This window comes from Streptomyces sp. NPDC088354 (assembly GCF_044753585.1).
Taxonomy (GTDB): Bacteria; Actinomycetota; Actinomycetes; order Streptomycetales; family Streptomycetaceae; genus Actinacidiphila.
Window position 1 is genome coordinate 20404 of sequence record NZ_JBIVNJ010000044.1, and the last position, 16068, is coordinate 36471.

Consider the following 16068-nt stretch of genomic DNA (forward strand, 5'->3'; position numbering starts at 1 on the left):
ATGCGGGGGAACCGGGCCGCAGCCGTATTGCCGCACCTACCGGACGAGATGGGCGCAGCGTTCGTGTACCGCTGGTGCCACGTGCGGGCACCGTCACGGCGCCCGCTCCGGGACGTCACACCGCGACGCCTCTCAGGATGACGGGGATCTGCTGGTGGCCGTTGGAGATGAAACTCGGCAGCGGCAGGAGCTCGTCCGGAGCCACGGCCATGCGTGGCTCGGGGAAACGGCCGAACAGGCTGGACAGCGCGATGCGCGCCTCGATTCGGGCGAGTTCGGAGCCCAGGCACAGGTGAGGGCCGTACCCGAAGGACAGGTGGTCGTGGGCGGTGGGGCGCGTGATGTCGAACGCGTCGGCGTCCTGGCCGTAGGTCGCGGGGTCGCGGCCGGCGGCCGCGTAGTTGATGGCGATGGCCTCGCCCTGCCCGAACACCAGGCCCGTGGGCTCGTCACGGATGTCCTGGACGGGGAACCGCAGCAGGATGGTGGCGATCGGCGCCTCGTGACGCAGCGCCTCCTCCACGACCTGCTCCCAGGCCACTTCGCCGCTGATGACCATGGCGAGCTGGGCGGGGTGGCGCATTAGGCTGACCGCGGCATGGTCGAGCAGGTTGGTGGCAGCGTCAACGGCCTGCGAGGTCGATGAGCGCGCCGCCGCCGATCAGCACGGCGAGCACTGCGAGGAAGCCGAAGCAGGACGGCGCGGCCAGTACGCTCAGGCAGCCCTGCTTCACGGTGGGTTCGAGATTCACGAGGCGAAGCCCAGCACCGCAGCGATGGCCTCGTGAGGGGTCGAGTTGGGCGTGAAGCGGCCGAGGAGATCGCGGAGGGGCCCGGGCGGGACAAGCCGGTCGCTCACGCAGCGACGGAGCCAGTACGGACCCGGGGGCTCTTTGCGGGTCAGCGGGGGCAGGGTCAGGACGTGCGGTGCGCCCAGGCAGACTCCGTACGGATGCGGCTCCCACCGGGAGGTGGTCCCGGGGGGTACGAGCCAGTACAGCCAACCGGTGTCCGGGTCGGCGATGGTCGGGCCACAGGTGCCGAGCTGGATCTCATCCATGGCGGCCGCCATGGCGTCCGGATTGCCGCCGCCGCTGATCACGACGTCGAACAGGCCGCCGCCGAGCGGCATCCGGACCGTGCGCTGACCGGTGACAACGAGGTAGGCACGGATGCGGTCGGCAAGGTCGTGCATGCCGTCCCGCGGTGGCGTGGGTGCCTCGGTGAGCATCGTCATGTCGGTGTCCCGGGCACGAGAGCCTGAACGGTCTTGGCGCAGCCGTCGTCGGCGATGGCGTAGGACAGGCGGCCGCCGAGCTTCCGCACGGTCCACAGGCCTCGCGGGGGCTCCCCGATGGCCGGCTCCCACGTGATGGCGGTGGCGAAGTTGGGGAAGGCCGGCATCGGGTCGCTCACCTCGATGAGGAGCTCGCCGGTGTCGAGGACGGCCAGTCGCAGGCCCAGTCGCGCCCGAGGCGGCGGCTGCGAGTGGCGGTCGGCGTTGTCCATCATCCGTGCGGCGATCTGTGCGGCGTGCTCGATGTCGCCGGGCCAGTGGCCCATGGTGAGCTGCGTACGGGTGTGTACCCGGGCGTTGCCACCGGCCGACCCGTTCGCCTCGAACGACCAGCGCCACTGCCAGGCAGGGTCGTCGACGCTGACGGGCAGCAGAACGCATCCTGCGGCGGGTGAGGTTGTGGTCATCGGATGCCCTTCCGGTACTGGTCGCAGACCCCCAGCGGTACGTCACCCAAAGTGTTGGAACACGTACTCGCTGGGTATGGGGCCGATGGTGGCGGTGATGAACGTCGCAGATCCACCGTCAGGTCGATGTCATCCCGGCCCGGAAGGGTGACGTGCGATGCAGACTTCCGTCAGAGTTGAGTCACAGTCAGGCGATTCGACGGAGTCACTGCAACTGGGGGAGCGGCGGCTCTACCGTCGTCCTGACGCGCTGATCCTCGGCAAAGGGGGCACCCATGGCAACGCTCCTGCAAGTCCTGATCTCCCAGCGGGGCTGGAGTAACTACGCCACCTTCCGCCGGCACTACACCCGGGCGGCCAGGGAGTTGGCAGATGAACTTCGCGAGCCCTCGCTTGCCAGCGTCGACGTCTCCGAGAGCACGTACGAGCGTTGGCGCACCGGTCGGGCCAAGCCGCAGACCGACGCCCGACAGGTGCTTGAGCACCAGTTCAAGCGATCAATCGGAGATCTCCTGGCCGAGGCCGGCTTTGACTGCGAGACCCGCCAGCAGCCGGAAGACCACAGCGCAGCAGACCAACTGTGCCGCGGCGAAGCCGCGGACCTGCTCATGATGGGAAGGCACGCAATGGCAGCCGCACGGCGCGCGATGGAATTCGCGATGGGAGCAGAGAACAACACGGTCGGGGCCGAGACCCTGGCCTACCTGCAGGACGAGGTGCGCCGCCTGGCCGGCCTCTACACCCGTGTCCCCCTGGGCACGATCCTTGACGACCTGACCGACATCCAGGACCGCACGTTCCGCCTCCTGGAGAGCGGCCGGGCCAAACCCGCCCAGCACCGGGACCTGTACCTCCTCGCCGCGGTTCTGTCCGGCATGCTCGCGAAGGCCAGCCACGACCTGCGTGACCCGCGCAGCGCCATGATGCAGGCCCGCACCGCGGCCGTCTGTGCCGAACAGGCCGACCACACCGCCATGAGCGCCTGGGTCCTCGGCCTGCAGTCCCTCATCTCCTACTGGGCCAACCGTCCCGAGGATGCCTTGCACTACGCCCGAAAGGGCAGCGTCGTGGGCACGGACGCCACCGGCAGCGTCGGCGTGTGGCTTGCCAGTCTCGAAGCCCGCGCCGCGGGCGTCCTCGGTGACGCTGCCACTGTCGACGCCGCCACCCACCTCGCTACCACGCTGCGCGACCGCACCGCAGCCGACGACCTGGACGCCCTCGGTGGGAACTTCGTGTTCCCCACGGTCCGGCAGGACTACTACGCCGTGGAGGCCCAGGTCCTCCTCGGACAGGGCAACCACGACCTCCTGCGGCAAGCAGAGGACGCCGTCGGGGGCTACGCCAACCCCGATGACCCGCACTGGGCGTTCGGTGACGAGGCCGGAGCCCGCTCCAACCTCGCGCTTGCCCGGCTCTACCTCCGCGACCTCGAGGGAGCCTCCGAGGCCGTGCACCCCGTGCTCGACCTGCCCGCCGCACAGCGCAACGCCGGCATCATCGGCTCCATCGAACGGGTCAGGGTTTCCCTCACCACGGGGCCCGTGCGCGAAGCCGTAGTCGCCCGCGAGCTTCGCGAGGAGATCACCGCTTTCGCCAGCCGTCCGGCTCTCGCACTGCCCCGCTGATCGCCGGGGGTAAAGTCCCCCGCATGAATCCGGTCACCCGCCAGGACGCCCGCTTGGCCCTCCGTGAACTGACCGTTGACGACGTGGACGCCGTCCACGCGATCTACGGCAGTCCGGAGGCCACGGAACATCTGTCCTTCACCCCCCGCTCCCGCGAGGAGGTGGGCGGCATCGTGACACGGGCCATCGCCTCAGCTTCCAAGACCCCCCGCGACGAATTCGCCGTCGGCGTCGTCGAACGGGATAGCGGGCAGCTCATCGGATTTGCCCGCCTCGCCCTGGACCCGCACCAGCAGAAGGCCGCGACCATCGGTTTCGCACTCCGCCCGGACACCTGGGGAGTCGGCTACGGCCGCGAAACGGTACACCTCCTCCTGGCCCTGGCCTTCGAAGGCCTGGACCTGCACCGTATCTGGGCGGCACGCTCCCCCCTCAACACTGCCTCCGCAAAGGCCCTCCTCGCGGCCGGAATGACCGAGGAAGGCCGCATCCGAGGGCACGTCTTCGTACGCGGAGCGTGGCGCGACTCGATCACCTACGGCATCCTGCGCGAGGAATGGGAACGCCCAACGGCGTAGGCTTCGGTACCGCCAGCCGCGAGTGTGACCACCAGCCTCGCCGCATTCAGGCTTCGTCCGCAGTCGACTACGACGCGTTACGGTTTGAATTCCGCGTCCCTCGATGACACACGGCACGAGAGCTGACCCGTCACCCATGGCTTTGCTCGTGGGAACGGACAGCGTTTGTTCACTACTTCGGGAGGCGGGCAAAGCCGTAGGGCGAATCGAAATGTTCACGGGGCCGGACAGCACCGGGTGCTGTTCGACCCTTGCTGGATCTACCGGTACGCGTGGTGGCCTTGATCCGCGAGACTGCCTGGCATGACAGAGACGACGACGCCCGCCGAAGACGCTGCAGACTCCGAGCAGTGGCTGACGCCGGGCGTACGGGGGATCGGGACCGCGAGCTTCCTCGCCGATGTCGGGCACGAGATCCCGACCGCGCTTCTGCCCGCGTTGCTGACGACCACGCTCGGGGCGCCGGCGGCCGCGCTGGGCGCGATCGAGGGCGTGTCCGACGCGCTGGCCGGGGCAGCACGGTTCGGCGGCGGCGTGCTGGCGGACGATCCGGCGCGCAGGCGGCGGGTCGCGGTCGGTGGCTACACCACCACCGCGGTGCTCGGTGCCGTCACGGCCGGGGCGACCACGGTGTGGCAGGTAGGCCTCCTGCGGGCGGCGGCCTGGACCGCGCGGGGGCTGCGGGTACCGGCGCGCAACGCGCTGCTGGCGGACATCGTCCCAGCCTCCAAGTACGGGCGGGCGTACGGGTTCGAGCGGATGATGGACAACCTCGGCGCGATCTTCGGGCCGCTGCTCGCTCTCGGCTTGATCGCCTGGGTCGGCGTGCAGTGGGCCATCGGTCTGTCGGTCATCCCGGGTGTGCTGGCCGCGCTGGCGATCGTCTACGCCATCCGGCACACCCCCCGCCCGACCGGCCGGGACAAGGTCGCGCTGAAGATCCGTATACGGCCACTGCTGGGGGGCGACCTGGGCAAGCTCCTCGCGGCCTGCGCGGCGTTCGAGACCGGCAACGTGGCCGCCACGCTGCTGATCCTGCGCGCCTCCGACCTGCTGGCCCCTGGCCACGGGGCGAAGAGGGCCACCACCATCGCGCTCGCCCTCTACACCGCCTACAACGTCGCGGCCACGCTCACCTCGGTGCCCGCCGGACGGCTGGCGGACCGACTCGGCAAGCGCGGCCCGGTCCTGGTCCTCACCGCCGGCGTCGCCGCCTTCGCAGCCGCCTACGGGCTGTTCACCCTCAACACCACCGTCGTGCTTCTCCTCGCGGTGCCGTTCGTGCTGGCAGGGGTGGGTATCGGCGCAGTCGAGACCGCGCAGCACTCAGCGGTGGCAGCTCTGGCCCCGAAGGACCTGCGCGGATCGGCGTTCGGCGCGCTGGCCACCGTCCAGTCGCTGGGCAACCTCGCCGCCTCCGCAGTCGCCGGCGTGCTGTGGAGCACGGTCTCCCCGACTGCCGCGTTCGCCTACCTCACCGCGTGGATGGTGCTCGCCCTGACCGGCCTGCTGATCAGCATTCGCCGCTGACGGCCATGCCGGGCAGCGGTCTGCACCAGCCAGTCAGACGAATGCTGCTGTAACTCGTGAACATCGAACACGACGCTGCCTGAGCACCTCCCGAAGTGATGAACAAGTGCTGTTCAATCTCGTGGACAAAGCCACACCACAGCTCCCGCGGGACGCGACATTGACCCGGACCGCCGCAGCGGCTCATCTGGGGGTGGGACAGGCCGCCGTTGTCTCCTTCCGGCAGCCTGACCGTTGCGAACCTCACGCTCCGCCTTTTGCAGCCGGGTTGCCTCCCGACGGTGGCTCCTGATGCCGCCGCGGCCAGCGGCGGACGATCGAGCACCGCCGCCCGGAAGAGGTTCGGATTCCACTGTGCGAAAGGCGGGGGGCCGTCATTTCACCCACCGAACGCGCAACCGCCATCAGGGCCTGTGCAGGTTCCTCTGTACGCCGCCTCCTTCCTAACGTGTCGGTCGTCCCCACGTCCGGGGGCCTCACACACCGGAGGAACCATGCGTCCGAACCGCTCCGCGCGCCCCAACCGCCGTCCGATCCGCGCCGTCCGGCCGTACCGGGCCGTCCGCCCCTACTGAGCTTCACGCCCCCCTGGTCAGAAGGCGGCCGCATTCCGCGGCCGCCTTCTGGCGTTGTCCGCATCCATTCGCTCTGCAGAGGGACCGGCCTGTGGCCACCACAGATGCACCTGCACCGCTGACCCTGCCCCGGCCCGCAGCGCATGCCCGCGCTTCCCGCTCCGTGGTCTGGGTTCTGATCGCCGCCTCGCTGCTGGTCAAAGCGGGCGGCTTCGCCTGGGACTTTCTGGGCTACTACATCGCCTCCGCGCACGGCACCACCGCCGCCGGAGCTGCCATGAGCTTGTTCGGGATCGGCTGGTGCCTCGGCCAGGCCGTCTCCGGGCACCTGACCGACCGGGCCGGCCAGCGGACCGCGCTGGTCCTCATGATGACCTTCGCCGCTCTGTCCTGTGTCGCGCTGACTGTCGCGGACTCGCTGACCACGCTGCTCATCGTGTCCGTGTGCCTCGGACTGACCATGGAGACCTACCGCCCGGCGGTCTCCGCCGCGATCAACACGCACATCGCTTCCAGCGGCGCCCGCGCTCGGGCGCAGACCGCGCTGTACTGGTCGATCAACGTGGGCATCGCCGTGTGCGGCGGGCTCGGCGGCTACGCCGCCCATCACTATGGCTACCGGCCGATGTTCCTGGCCAACGCCGCGGTGTGCGTGGCGTTCGCGCTGCTGGCCCTGCGCCTCCTGGCGGGCCGCAGGCCAGCGCACGATGATCAAGCCCCGGCCGTGGCCTTTCGGCAGGTCCTCGCCGACCCCGGCCTGCGGTGGATCGCGGTGGTCTCCGTGGCGGCCATGGTGTGCGCGTGGGGCATGGTGTCGGTTCTGCCGCTGCTCATGACCGCCGACGGGCTGCCGCCCACGGCGTACGGAACGGCGATGATCGCCAACACCGTGGCCGTCCTGGTGCTCACGCCGCCCATGACGCGGATGCTCATCGGCCACGGCGAGACCTTGCGCTTCTCCCCCGTCGTCGTCCTGGCCGCCGGAACGGCCGTACTGGGTGCCGGCATCGGGTTCGCCGCCTATCAGCACACCACGCTCGGCTACTCCATCGCCTGCACGGCCCTGGTCCCCGGCGAGGTCTGCTACAGCATCGCCATAGGTGCCTACCTGTCGACTGCCGCACCGGACGGCGCGGTCGGCCGCTACCAGGCCGTCATCTCCGCGTCCTCCGCTGTGGCGTCCCTCCCGCCGCTGGGCATTGCCGTGGCTCTCAACACCGGAGGCCGCCCGCTGGTCGCCGATCTGCTCGTTGGCTGCGCTCTGCTCGGCGTCGCGGCCTGCCTCCCGCTCTCCCGCGCGCTGCGCCGTACTGCCGGCGCCCGCCATCGGTCCACGGAAGGACTGTTGTGACCGCCAACTTCCGCAACCTGCCCTGGCCGGCACCCGTAGTGTCGGATCGTCCCGCATCCTCTGAATCGCCGGGGATTCCCGAGAGTCGAGATGACAGCCGGGCCGAGCCTGACACGCCCGATCGGACGGCGAAGGAGGCTCTTCGTGTAGAGGCCGACCCCGCGATGCTGCAGTTCGGCCCCCGCAGCCCCTTGTGGTGGTAGGCGCGGCCTCCGGTGCATGCCCCAGTTGAACCGGGTGCGACCTGGGTTCTTCCCAGGTCGCACCCGGCTCGTGTCAGGATCCGGCCAGAGCCGGCCGTCTCTTTGTGGGGTTCAACAGGTGATCACGGGCGCGGATTTGGCTTAGCGTGACGGCACTTCCTACCGGCACGCGCTCGTGGAGAGATCTTGACTGCGTACGTCACCCGTCCCAGCATCGTCCTGCCGCCGCACAAGGTGACCACCAGCGAGATCGTTGACGACATCCGTGCGCACCACGCTGATCACGCCCGCCTGGCGGTGATCCTGCGGGCCGTGGCGGGGTGCGGAGTGGAAACCCGCTACTTCACCCGTCCCTTGGCCGAGGTCACGCAGCAAAGCGGTGTGCACGAGCGAGTCGGCAGAGCTTTCGATGATGCCGTCGAGATGGCTGCGCAGGCGGCACAGCATGCTCTGGACGCTGTCGGCATGGCAGGTGGCGACGTGGATTGCCTCATCACGTCCCACACCACGTCGTGGGCGGTTCCGAACCTGGATGTGCACCTCATCGGTGCTTTGGGGCTGCGTCCGACGGTGGCGCGTATACCCATGGCCACGCTGGCCTGTGCGGGCGGCGTGCAGGCGCTGGTCCGGGCTGCGCAGTATCTCAAGGCGCAGCCGGGCGGCTGTGTTCTCGTGGCCGTGTCCGAGGTCTTGTCGGCGATCTATCACCGTACGGACACCACGATCGAGTCCATGATCTATCGGGCCCTGTTCGGGGACAGCGCGGGCGCTGTCGTGGTCACCGATGAGCCCCTGGGCGCCGGGCTGGCGGTGGATGACGGTGTCGAGATCGTGCTGCCCGATTCCCTGGATCGGTACTGGGGCCGGCTGGACTACGAGGGTCTGCATTTCGATTCCACGAAGAAGGCGGCGCGTGCGGCCGCGGACACCCTGCCACTGCTGCAGGAGTGGATGGGCGGGTGGCGCCCCTCCTGGGCGGTCATCCATCCGGGCGGCCCGCGCATCATCAACGACATGGCCGCCGGCCTCGGGATCGCCCCCCAGGGTGCCCAGCAGTCCGTTGCGTCGCTGCGCGAAGTCGGCAACCTCGGGGGCGTGGCGGCCCTCGATGTTCTGGCCCGGACGCACACCGATCCCCCAGTCGCCGGCAGCGCCGGGATGGCGGTCGCTGTCGGCCCCGGCTTCACGCTGTCGGGCGTCCGCGGGCACTGGCACGGCTGATGCCATCGCGCCGAGCCAGGCGGCGCGGCCGTCGTCGGTGAGCTCGACGTCGACGCGGCGGCTGTCGATGCTGGAGTGCGTTCGGCGGACGTAAATGCCGCACGGACGAGTCAGGCTGCGGCCGACGACGTCGAGGTGGTGGCCGGCTGCTGCACCGCCGATGCCGGGTGCAGCTGCGGGAGCAGGTGGGCCAGCGCACCGAGGTTGCCCGTGTAGTGCAGGGTCTGCAGGCCGAGCCGGGCGGCGGCCGTGGTGTTCTCGGCGCGGTCGTCGACAAACAGGGTACGGCCCGGGTCCGGCCATCCTGCGGCAGCAAGTGCCGCTTCGTACGCCGCCGTGCTGGGCTTGTTGGCACCGATGCGCGCACTGTAGACGGTGCGGGACATCAGGCTGCAGGACCACTCGGCGACGTCGATGGCGTCCGCGACGCAATGTGGCGCGTTGCTGAGGAGCAGGAGTCTTGTCCCTGCGCGGTGGGCGGCGCGCAGCAGGTAGATCACGGCGGGGTCGACGGTGGTCCACATGGCCGTGTCGGTGGCGATGAGGTCGGGGAGCAGGTCGGCGAGGGTGCGGTCGGTGCGCATGACGAGTCCCGAGGACCAGAACTGCGCGTCGGTGATGACGCCGGCGTCGTAGCCGCCGCGGCGTGCCCAGAACGCCTGCATGAACTGGGGGACGCGCTCAGGGGGCCACCCGGCCAGTTGCGCGAGGCGGTCCCAGTCCTGGGCTTCGGGCTGGACGCCGATGACGCCATTGAAATCGAAGAGGACGGCATCCCATGCGGAGGCGGGGGGACGGAGGGTCATCGCGGCTTCTCCAGGGCATGTCGGGAGCTGGCGGCGACAACGGCCGCAAGGAGGACAGGAAGAGCGAGTGCCACCGGTAGGGAGCCGGTGAGGGAAGCAAGAGCGCCGATGGCTGCCGGCCCGGCAAGGAGTCCGACGTACCCGACGGCGGACACGGCGGCGACGGCGCGGGGGCCGTGCCGACCGGCAGCGGTGATCAGCGCGGGCACGGTGGTGGACAGGCCCAGCCCGAGGCAGGCCCAGCCCAGCAGTGCCGCCGGGGCCGTGCCGACCAAGAGCCCGGTGCCCAGGCCAGCGCACCCAAGGACCGCGCCGGCGCGGACCAGGACGGGCGCGCCATAACGGGTGGTGAGACGGTCCCCGGCAAGCCGGCCGATGGCCATGGCGGCGCTGTAGACGGCGTACGCCGAAGCGGAGACCGCCGCGGTGGCGTGCAGACCGTGCAGGTGAACCGCGGACCAGTCGGCCGCCGCGCCCTCACCGAGCAGACAGGCCGCAGCCAGGACGCCGAGCAGCCACAGCCCGGCCCCCGCGCCATCCGAGCCGGATGGAGCCGCAGCCGGTTGGTCATGCCGATCTGGGGATTGGGTGAGGACACTTACGCTGCGGACGGCTGGGGCGGTGAGCAGCGCCAGGGCGGCGGCCGTGAGTCCTGCGATGAGGAAGACGCGGCTGTGCGGGCTGTGGGCGGTGACGGCGGCCGCGGCTGCCCCGAAAAGGGCACCCCCGCTGAAGCCGGCATGCAGGCTGGACATGATGCTGCGCCCGTACGCCTCTTGGCAGCGGACTGCGTTCACGTTGATTCCGACGTCGAGCAGCCCGTGTGTGAAGCCGAAGGCGAGCGCGACGCCCAGCAACGTAGGCAAGGTGCGGCAGGAGCCCAGCGCGGCAAGCGAGACGGCAACGGTGACAGCTGGTGCAGTCAGCAGGGGTGCCGGGCCGTGGCGTTGGGCGATGCGACCACCGGCGTACAGGCCTGCGACCATTCCGGCGGCAGCCGCGAGCAGGACGAGCGACAGCCGGCCGGCGGACAGGTGGGCGGCGGCCTGGACGGCGGGCATCCGGGCGCCCCAGATCGCCATCAGGGCGCCGAGGCCGATGTAGTACGCGGTGAGTAGCCGCCGGGCAGCGACCGGCGGCGCGAGGGTCGTGACGTCGGCGGCCGCGGGCGCCGTGGTGGTCACCATGCGGGCACCTCCGTTACGGCGAGGCGGGCCAGGACGTCGGTGGTCAGCTGGGCCGGGTCGGTCCCCACCATTAGGCGGTCGAGGTCGGGGGCCGCCACGAAGCCGGTATGGACGGCGCTGCGAAGGAACGTCAGGAAGTGGTCGTAGAACGCCGCGGTGTTGAGCATCGCGATCGGCTTGCTGTGCAGGCCGAGTTGCGTCCATGACCACACCTCGGCCATTTCCTCCAGGGTGCCGAGGCCGCCGGGCAGGACGAGGATCGCGTCGGCCAGCTGCAGCATGCGCGCCTTGCGGGCGGGCATGTCCGCGACGATCTCCAGGCCGGTCAGGGCGGGATGGACGATGCGGGGCCGGTTGAGGTGCTCGGGGATGATGCCGGTGACCCGGCCGCCGGAGGCCAGTGCGGCATCGGCCAGGGCTCCCATGAGGCCGATTCGCGCTCCGCCGTAGACGATGTCGATGCCGGCTGCGGCCAGCAGTGCGCCCGTGGCGCGTGCCACCTGTGTGTAGAGCGAGTAGCGGCCCTCGGAGGATCCGCAGAACACGGCGAACCGAGTCGGGCTGTTCGTGGCACAGGTCGTCGGGCCCGGCAGGGTGGAAGTCATGCCTCGCACAAGGTCACCTCGAATCCTCTCGCGGCCAGTTCGGGCAAAGCGGTGGCCAGGGCCAGACGCTGATGGTGGGCGTAGGTGAGGTGCGCATCGCGAACGGCACCGGCGAACTGGGCGCGGCGGAGCCTGGCCGGCAGCCCGCGCAGCAGTCGGGGATCGAGGCCCTGCGCCGCGCACAGGTCGATGACCTCGCGATACCCGGTGATGCTCTGCAGGCGGGGGCGGACCAGAGGATGCGGCCACAGGTCGGCGAGCTCGTCGACCAGCGTTCGGGCCATCCTGTCGCCGTAGCCGAGCAGCCGCTCGACCCGCTCCGTGACGCGGTCCGCGTAGGCGGTGGCGCTGGCCTCCAGCCAGCATTCGACCTGCACGGTTGCGTCCTCGAACCAGTCCCCACGGGTGAGGAGCTCGCTCAGGATCGAGATGGAGCAGCCCTCGAGGATCAGCCGGTCGACGCCGCCGTCGGCGAACATTTTGCGATGATGCACAAGGCGGTCGACGGCCTCGGCGGCGGAGATCACGCCGTGGTGGACAGGCCGTTCGGTCAGGTAGAAGCGCTGGGTGTTGTGCAGTTCGTCGTGGGTCGGACGGCCTGAGCCGACGGCAAGGTCGGGGTGGCACTGCACACGGTCCAGCACCAGTACAGGGCTGTCGTAGCGGCTCGCGAGCGCCACCGAGCGGCCCGTCTTGCCCATTGCTGTGGGACCAAGGATGAGATGGAGCGGAATCACTTCGGGTGTCTCCTGCCGCGGAGTGCGTGCCGACGACCCCGTGCTGGGGATCGGTTTCGCGAATATGTGCGGGGTGGTGCCGTCAGCCCGGTCCTGTCAGGTCGTCCGGGCTGACGGCACCGGTTCATGGGCCGTGGCCGGGAGGCTCGCCCGGATGTCCGGGAACGCCGTCAGCTGGCCGTCGGTGTCAAGGCCACGTGAGGAGCGGGCTGGAGACCCAGCCGGTCCGGCCCTTGGCGAGGCCGGTCACGCTCCTCTTCGTCAGCGAGCCGTACGCCCACTGGTTCTTCCCGCCGTAGCACTGGACCTTGAAGATGTAGCCGTCGCTCTTGTACAGCAGCCCGACCGATGTGTAGCTCGTGGACGGACCCGTCCTGAGGTTGAGACCGTTGGCATCGATCTTGAACGTGACGTCCAGCGGGTTGTAGGTGCAGGCCGAGGAGCCGACGGCGGACGCCGTCGGCGCGAGTGCGACGCTTCCGCCGACCAAGAGTGCGGCCGCCGAAGCGAGGGTCGCGATTTGCACTCTGAGCTTCATGAATATCCCATCCCAGCCGCGAGGGATTCCGAAAGAGGGGCGGTTCGGAGTCCTGCAGTTGCGTGAAGTGTGAATGGCTAGGCCGCATCGGACGCTCTGGTCCCGGTGGGAAGAGGCCTGGCGGCCGTTGGGAGAGCGCACCTTGGCACGCGGCAAACACACTTGACCGCTCCCGGGGCTGGTCCCGCAATCACACGGGCGGAATGGGACGATTCCCTTTCGGTCAGTGAAACTGCGGCCGGTCGGGTTTCGCGCCTTGAAAAGCCCGGGCGGAATACGCTGCGGCATGCGTAATTTCGCTGGGTGGAATCACGGGTGCCGGAATTTCGGCACATGAAATGTGGTCAACCACGGCGTGGCGAACACCTGGGGCGGGATGTCGCTCTGGTGAGCGTGGGCAGGCCCGGAGAATTTTCGCCGCCCGAGGGCGAGTCCTCCGAAGTGATCAGGGCACTGCGAGCTCGTCTTCGAGCCAGCCGAGGCGGTGGATGTTGAAGCCCAGCTGAACTCTGCTTTCCGCTCTGGCCTTGCTCATCAGTTCGGAGAGGATGCGGCGCACGGTGCGCTCCGATACTCCGATGGCACGGCCGATACCTTCGTCGGTCAGTCCTCTGACCAGGAGCCGGACGATCTGCCGTTCACGCTCGGACAGGGTGGACGACGCGGTGGTCTGCGGCAGGATCTCGTCAGCTGAGTGCCAGTAGTGCTCCCAGAAGCGCCGCAGAATCTCGATGAGGTAGGGGTTGCGCACGATCATTGCCGCGGGGCCGTCGCTGCGGTCGTCACCGGGCACCGGGTGCTCGAACGGCAAGACCGCGAGGACGTGATCAAGAATGATCATTCGCAATGGGAGCGAGAGTGCGAAGCGAACCTGAGCGCCGGCGTCGGTGAGTTCCTGGAAGTGCTGCCGTGCGCTCGGCGTCTGGAGTGAGGCGGCCATGTGGAGCGTTCGCATGGACCTACCGGCGGCAAGCCACTCCAGGTTGGCCGGCTGCGCTGGCCGGACGCCGTTGATCATCGGCGGGTGCATGGACACCATGTCCGAAGTTCCCTTTGCCGCCTCGGCCAGAACGGCAATGACCTGCTCTCGTCCTGGAACGAGTTCGATGTCGCGCCCTGGCTCGTGCATAGCAAGGAACCCAGCCAGTACATGGGATAGGGAACTGAGGCGCCCCAAGCCAAGATTCATCGCTGCTTCGAGATCGTGCGTGGTCGCGCTGATGAGGTCGCTCATCGCCATGACGGGCGATCGAGCGGCCCAGCCGCTCGGGATACCGTTGAGGCGAGTGGCCAGGCCGAACTCCGCGAGCAGTTTGACGGCGCTGCTCATGTCCTCGTCACTCCACCCCGTGGTCTGCCGGACCACGGCCGGGTCCCAGTCGGGATCACTGAGGGCTATCCGGTACAGCTCCTGAGCGCGGGTAAGCTTCGAGTCGCAGTTGATGGTGGTCGCCATAGTCCCCTGTCCCGGTTCAGGTTCGCACTCGCATTGGTGCCTGGTGGTCGTACGGTGTTGCGGCTGCGAGACCGCCTGCCGGGGGCGGTGCAACGAGCGGACGGGTGGCCTGGTCGACGTCAATCGCTCCCGGAGGAGCCCCCAGTGACCTCGACCAGACCACTTTCCCGGCAGGCTCACAACTGCCGGAAGTCCGCCGCCGACTTGGGGGGGGTCGGCATACTGGCGAACCCGCCCCCAAAGCAGGGTCACCAGGCATCTCCGGCAGGGCCGCCAGGTGACCAGACCGGATGTCTTCATTGCACGGACGTGGGCGATCAGGAGAGCGCCGCTGACATAGAGGCACAGTCATTGACCCGAATGGGCCTGTCGACCTCTGCGGGACGGCGACATGGGTGCGCTTGAGCGCGCTGTCGCAGTGACCCCCGTGCCCCCCTTCCGATGTGCTTCACCCGTGCGCAATGCACGTCCGGTGCAAGATTCTGACCTTGGTGCACGGGGCAAGCCAGTCCCAGTTGGTTCAGGTTCTTGAACTTCCGGAACTTCGTGCACCTGAATATCGGGCCCGCCCCACACGTCGGCAGGCCTTCGGGACATGCCCTACAACCGCAGAAGGACGTTGGGCTCGCAGTGCCGGATGCCGCCAACCGAGAGGGAGCGGTGGCGGCATCCGGGCGCGCTGTCGGTTCACGGCCCCGCGGAAAGTGGTGCGGAGGGACGTTTCCGCGTCACGCCCTGCCAGGAACCGCTCGCCCAGAACCGACAGGGATCACTTCAGCGCGACGCGGAGGTGACCTGCAACAACGAAGCCACGGATGCGCGTCAGCGTTTCACTTGCCGGAATTGCTGCGATTAGGATTCCGCATCCCGAAACGAGGGCGTTTGCCCGTCAGCGTCGTCGGGATCGAACATCAGGATGAAAAAGCGCACACCGGGAGAGCTGAACGGCTCCGCCACACACATGGTCACCTGCCCTGACTGGGGCTCGGGATACGCCCAGTGCCGCATAGGACGGGTGTCGCCGTCGGCATGGACGTAGGCGAGGTCGCAGCGCCGGTAGATGGGGCCGGCCACCGCGTCGGCGTGGACCTGCTTGTCGAGCAGCCTGAGCGTTTCGTTTTCCGGGTGCGCGGCAACGGCGGCCCGCAGCTGTGCGGCGACCTGTGGAGCCCAGCGGGTGGGCCAGTCGATCAGGTGGTCCTCACGGGCCCTGGGGTCGAGGAGCATCCACTCCATCAGATTCCGCGGCGCTCTCGCGGGCTTCCCTGGCTCACGGGGGAACATCCGCACAAAGAGATCGTTAGCGGCGAGCAGGTTCCACCCGACGTCGTGGATGTAGCAGGCGTGGCCGGTGATGGAGTGCACGACCTTGGCCCAGGAACTGTTGATGCTGCATCCGGCGGCGGGGTCCAAAGGCACGGGCGGCTCGTAACCCAGGGCGAAGATGTACATGGCGGTGCGTTCCTGCTCCGACATCTGCAGCACGCCTGCGACCTTGTCGAGCATGTCCGAGGTCGGTTCGAGGTCCCCTCTTTCCAACTGCGCGTACCAGCGCTCGGTGCGGCGAAGCAGAAAGGCCACGTAAGCCTGGGAGAGTCCGGGGGCGCGTCGCCCCCTGCCGGTGGGCGGCGGCAGGCCCACACTGACTGGATCAATTTGCGACCTTTTGTACCGCAGAAGATCTCGAAGTGCGTTTGCGTCCATCGTGAGTGTCCTATCCCCCGGTGTCGGCTATCGGTGGTTGCTCGGCCCGACTCGTCCCACAGCGCGCCGCGGTGATCGCGTGCCGCAAACGTGGCAGGTCAGATACCCGGGCGGGGGGGGACGCCCGGGGCCCCCCCCCCCCGCTACAGCGGGGACCCCGCCACCGGCGCGCGCCCCCACCCCGTGGGGAACCGCCCACCACGGGGTGGGGCGGCGGGGCGGGGGGCCGGGGGTCCGGCCATAAA

Annotated in this window: 16 protein-coding genes; 5 read left to right on the forward strand and 11 right to left on the reverse strand. The window is 69.2% G+C overall.

Features of this window, described 5'->3' with window-relative positions; genetic code table 11:
- Positions 1 to 115: 115 nt before the first annotated feature.
- Genes ACIP98_RS36355 through ACIP98_RS36370 form a run of 4 tightly spaced genes read right to left on the reverse strand, consistent with a single transcriptional unit; the run spans position 116 to position 1704 of the window.
- A complete protein-coding gene (locus ACIP98_RS36355) occupies positions 116 to 583 on the reverse strand; it encodes a cytochrome P450 (RefSeq protein ID WP_401980406.1) in 468 nt (155 codons plus the stop codon).
- A gap of 40 nt (positions 584 to 623) precedes the next feature.
- The gene (locus ACIP98_RS36360; protein ID WP_401980407.1) at positions 624 to 752 is read right to left on the reverse strand and encodes a hypothetical protein; all 129 of its coding nucleotides are present in this window, start codon (positions 750 to 752) and stop codon (positions 624 to 626) included.
- Entirely contained in the window at positions 749 to 1237 is a 489-nt protein-coding gene (locus ACIP98_RS36365) for a hypothetical protein (RefSeq protein ID WP_401980409.1), read from the reverse strand. The genes ACIP98_RS36360 and ACIP98_RS36365 overlap by 4 nt, the downstream gene beginning before the upstream one ends.
- Positions 1234 to 1704, reverse strand: coding sequence for a hypothetical protein (locus ACIP98_RS36370; protein ID WP_401980411.1), 471 nt, complete (start codon positions 1702 to 1704; stop codon positions 1234 to 1236). Before ACIP98_RS36370 ends, ACIP98_RS36365 begins: the two co-directional genes overlap by 4 nt.
- A 275-nt stretch (positions 1705 to 1979) precedes the next feature.
- Here ACIP98_RS36370 and ACIP98_RS36375 point away from each other — a divergent pair, with 275 nt between their 5' ends.
- From ACIP98_RS36375 to ACIP98_RS36395, 5 genes are all read left to right on the forward strand, one after another.
- Positions 1980 to 3332, forward strand: a complete 1353-nt coding sequence (locus ACIP98_RS36375) for a hypothetical protein (RefSeq protein WP_401980413.1) — start codon at positions 1980 to 1982, stop codon at positions 3330 to 3332.
- Between the two features lie 23 nt (positions 3333 to 3355).
- Positions 3356 to 3910: a GNAT family N-acetyltransferase gene (locus ACIP98_RS36380; protein WP_401980416.1), complete on the forward strand. Its 555-nt coding sequence runs from the start codon at positions 3356 to 3358 to the stop codon at positions 3908 to 3910.
- Between the two features lie 303 nt (positions 3911 to 4213).
- A complete protein-coding gene (locus tag ACIP98_RS36385; RefSeq protein ID WP_401980418.1) occupies positions 4214 to 5440 on the forward strand; it encodes an MFS transporter in 1227 nt (408 codons plus the stop codon).
- Positions 5441 to 6106: 666 nt separating this feature from the next.
- Positions 6107 to 7366 (forward strand): MFS transporter, encoded by a 1260-nt coding sequence (locus tag ACIP98_RS36390; RefSeq protein ID WP_401980421.1) that lies wholly within the window; start codon positions 6107 to 6109, stop codon positions 7364 to 7366.
- 389 nt (positions 7367 to 7755) lie between these two features.
- Positions 7756 to 8790 (forward strand): PhlD, encoded by a 1035-nt coding sequence (locus ACIP98_RS36395; protein WP_401980424.1) that lies wholly within the window; start codon positions 7756 to 7758, stop codon positions 8788 to 8790.
- A 110-nt stretch (positions 8791 to 8900) separates the two neighbouring features.
- Here the strand turns inward: ACIP98_RS36395 and ACIP98_RS36400 are convergent, their stop codons facing one another.
- The 7 genes from ACIP98_RS36400 to ACIP98_RS36430 form a co-directional block, all read right to left on the reverse strand.
- Positions 8901 to 9596, reverse strand: coding sequence for an HAD-IA family hydrolase (locus ACIP98_RS36400; protein ID WP_401980426.1), 696 nt, complete (start codon positions 9594 to 9596; stop codon positions 8901 to 8903).
- Positions 9593 to 10783, reverse strand: coding sequence for an MFS transporter (locus ACIP98_RS36405; RefSeq protein WP_401980429.1), 1191 nt, complete (start codon positions 10781 to 10783; stop codon positions 9593 to 9595). Before ACIP98_RS36405 ends, ACIP98_RS36400 begins: the two co-directional genes overlap by 4 nt.
- Positions 10777 to 11388, reverse strand: coding sequence for a TIGR00730 family Rossman fold protein (locus ACIP98_RS36410; RefSeq protein ID WP_401980432.1), 612 nt, complete (start codon positions 11386 to 11388; stop codon positions 10777 to 10779). The genes ACIP98_RS36405 and ACIP98_RS36410 overlap by 7 nt, the downstream gene beginning before the upstream one ends.
- Positions 11385 to 12125: an isopentenyl transferase family protein gene (locus ACIP98_RS36415; RefSeq protein WP_401980434.1), complete on the reverse strand. Its 741-nt coding sequence runs from the start codon at positions 12123 to 12125 to the stop codon at positions 11385 to 11387. The genes ACIP98_RS36410 and ACIP98_RS36415 overlap by 4 nt, the downstream gene beginning before the upstream one ends.
- A 187-nt stretch (positions 12126 to 12312) precedes the next feature.
- The gene (locus tag ACIP98_RS36420; protein WP_401980436.1) at positions 12313 to 12663 is read right to left on the reverse strand and encodes an SH3 domain-containing protein; all 351 of its coding nucleotides are present in this window, start codon (positions 12661 to 12663) and stop codon (positions 12313 to 12315) included.
- 445 nt (positions 12664 to 13108) lie between these two features.
- Positions 13109 to 14119, reverse strand: a complete 1011-nt coding sequence (locus tag ACIP98_RS36425) for a LuxR C-terminal-related transcriptional regulator (RefSeq protein ID WP_401980439.1) — start codon at positions 14117 to 14119, stop codon at positions 13109 to 13111.
- A gap of 852 nt (positions 14120 to 14971) precedes the next feature.
- Entirely contained in the window at positions 14972 to 15700 is a 729-nt protein-coding gene (locus ACIP98_RS36430) for a transcriptional regulator (RefSeq protein ID WP_401980441.1), read from the reverse strand.
- Positions 15701 to 16068: the final 368 nt, after the last annotated feature.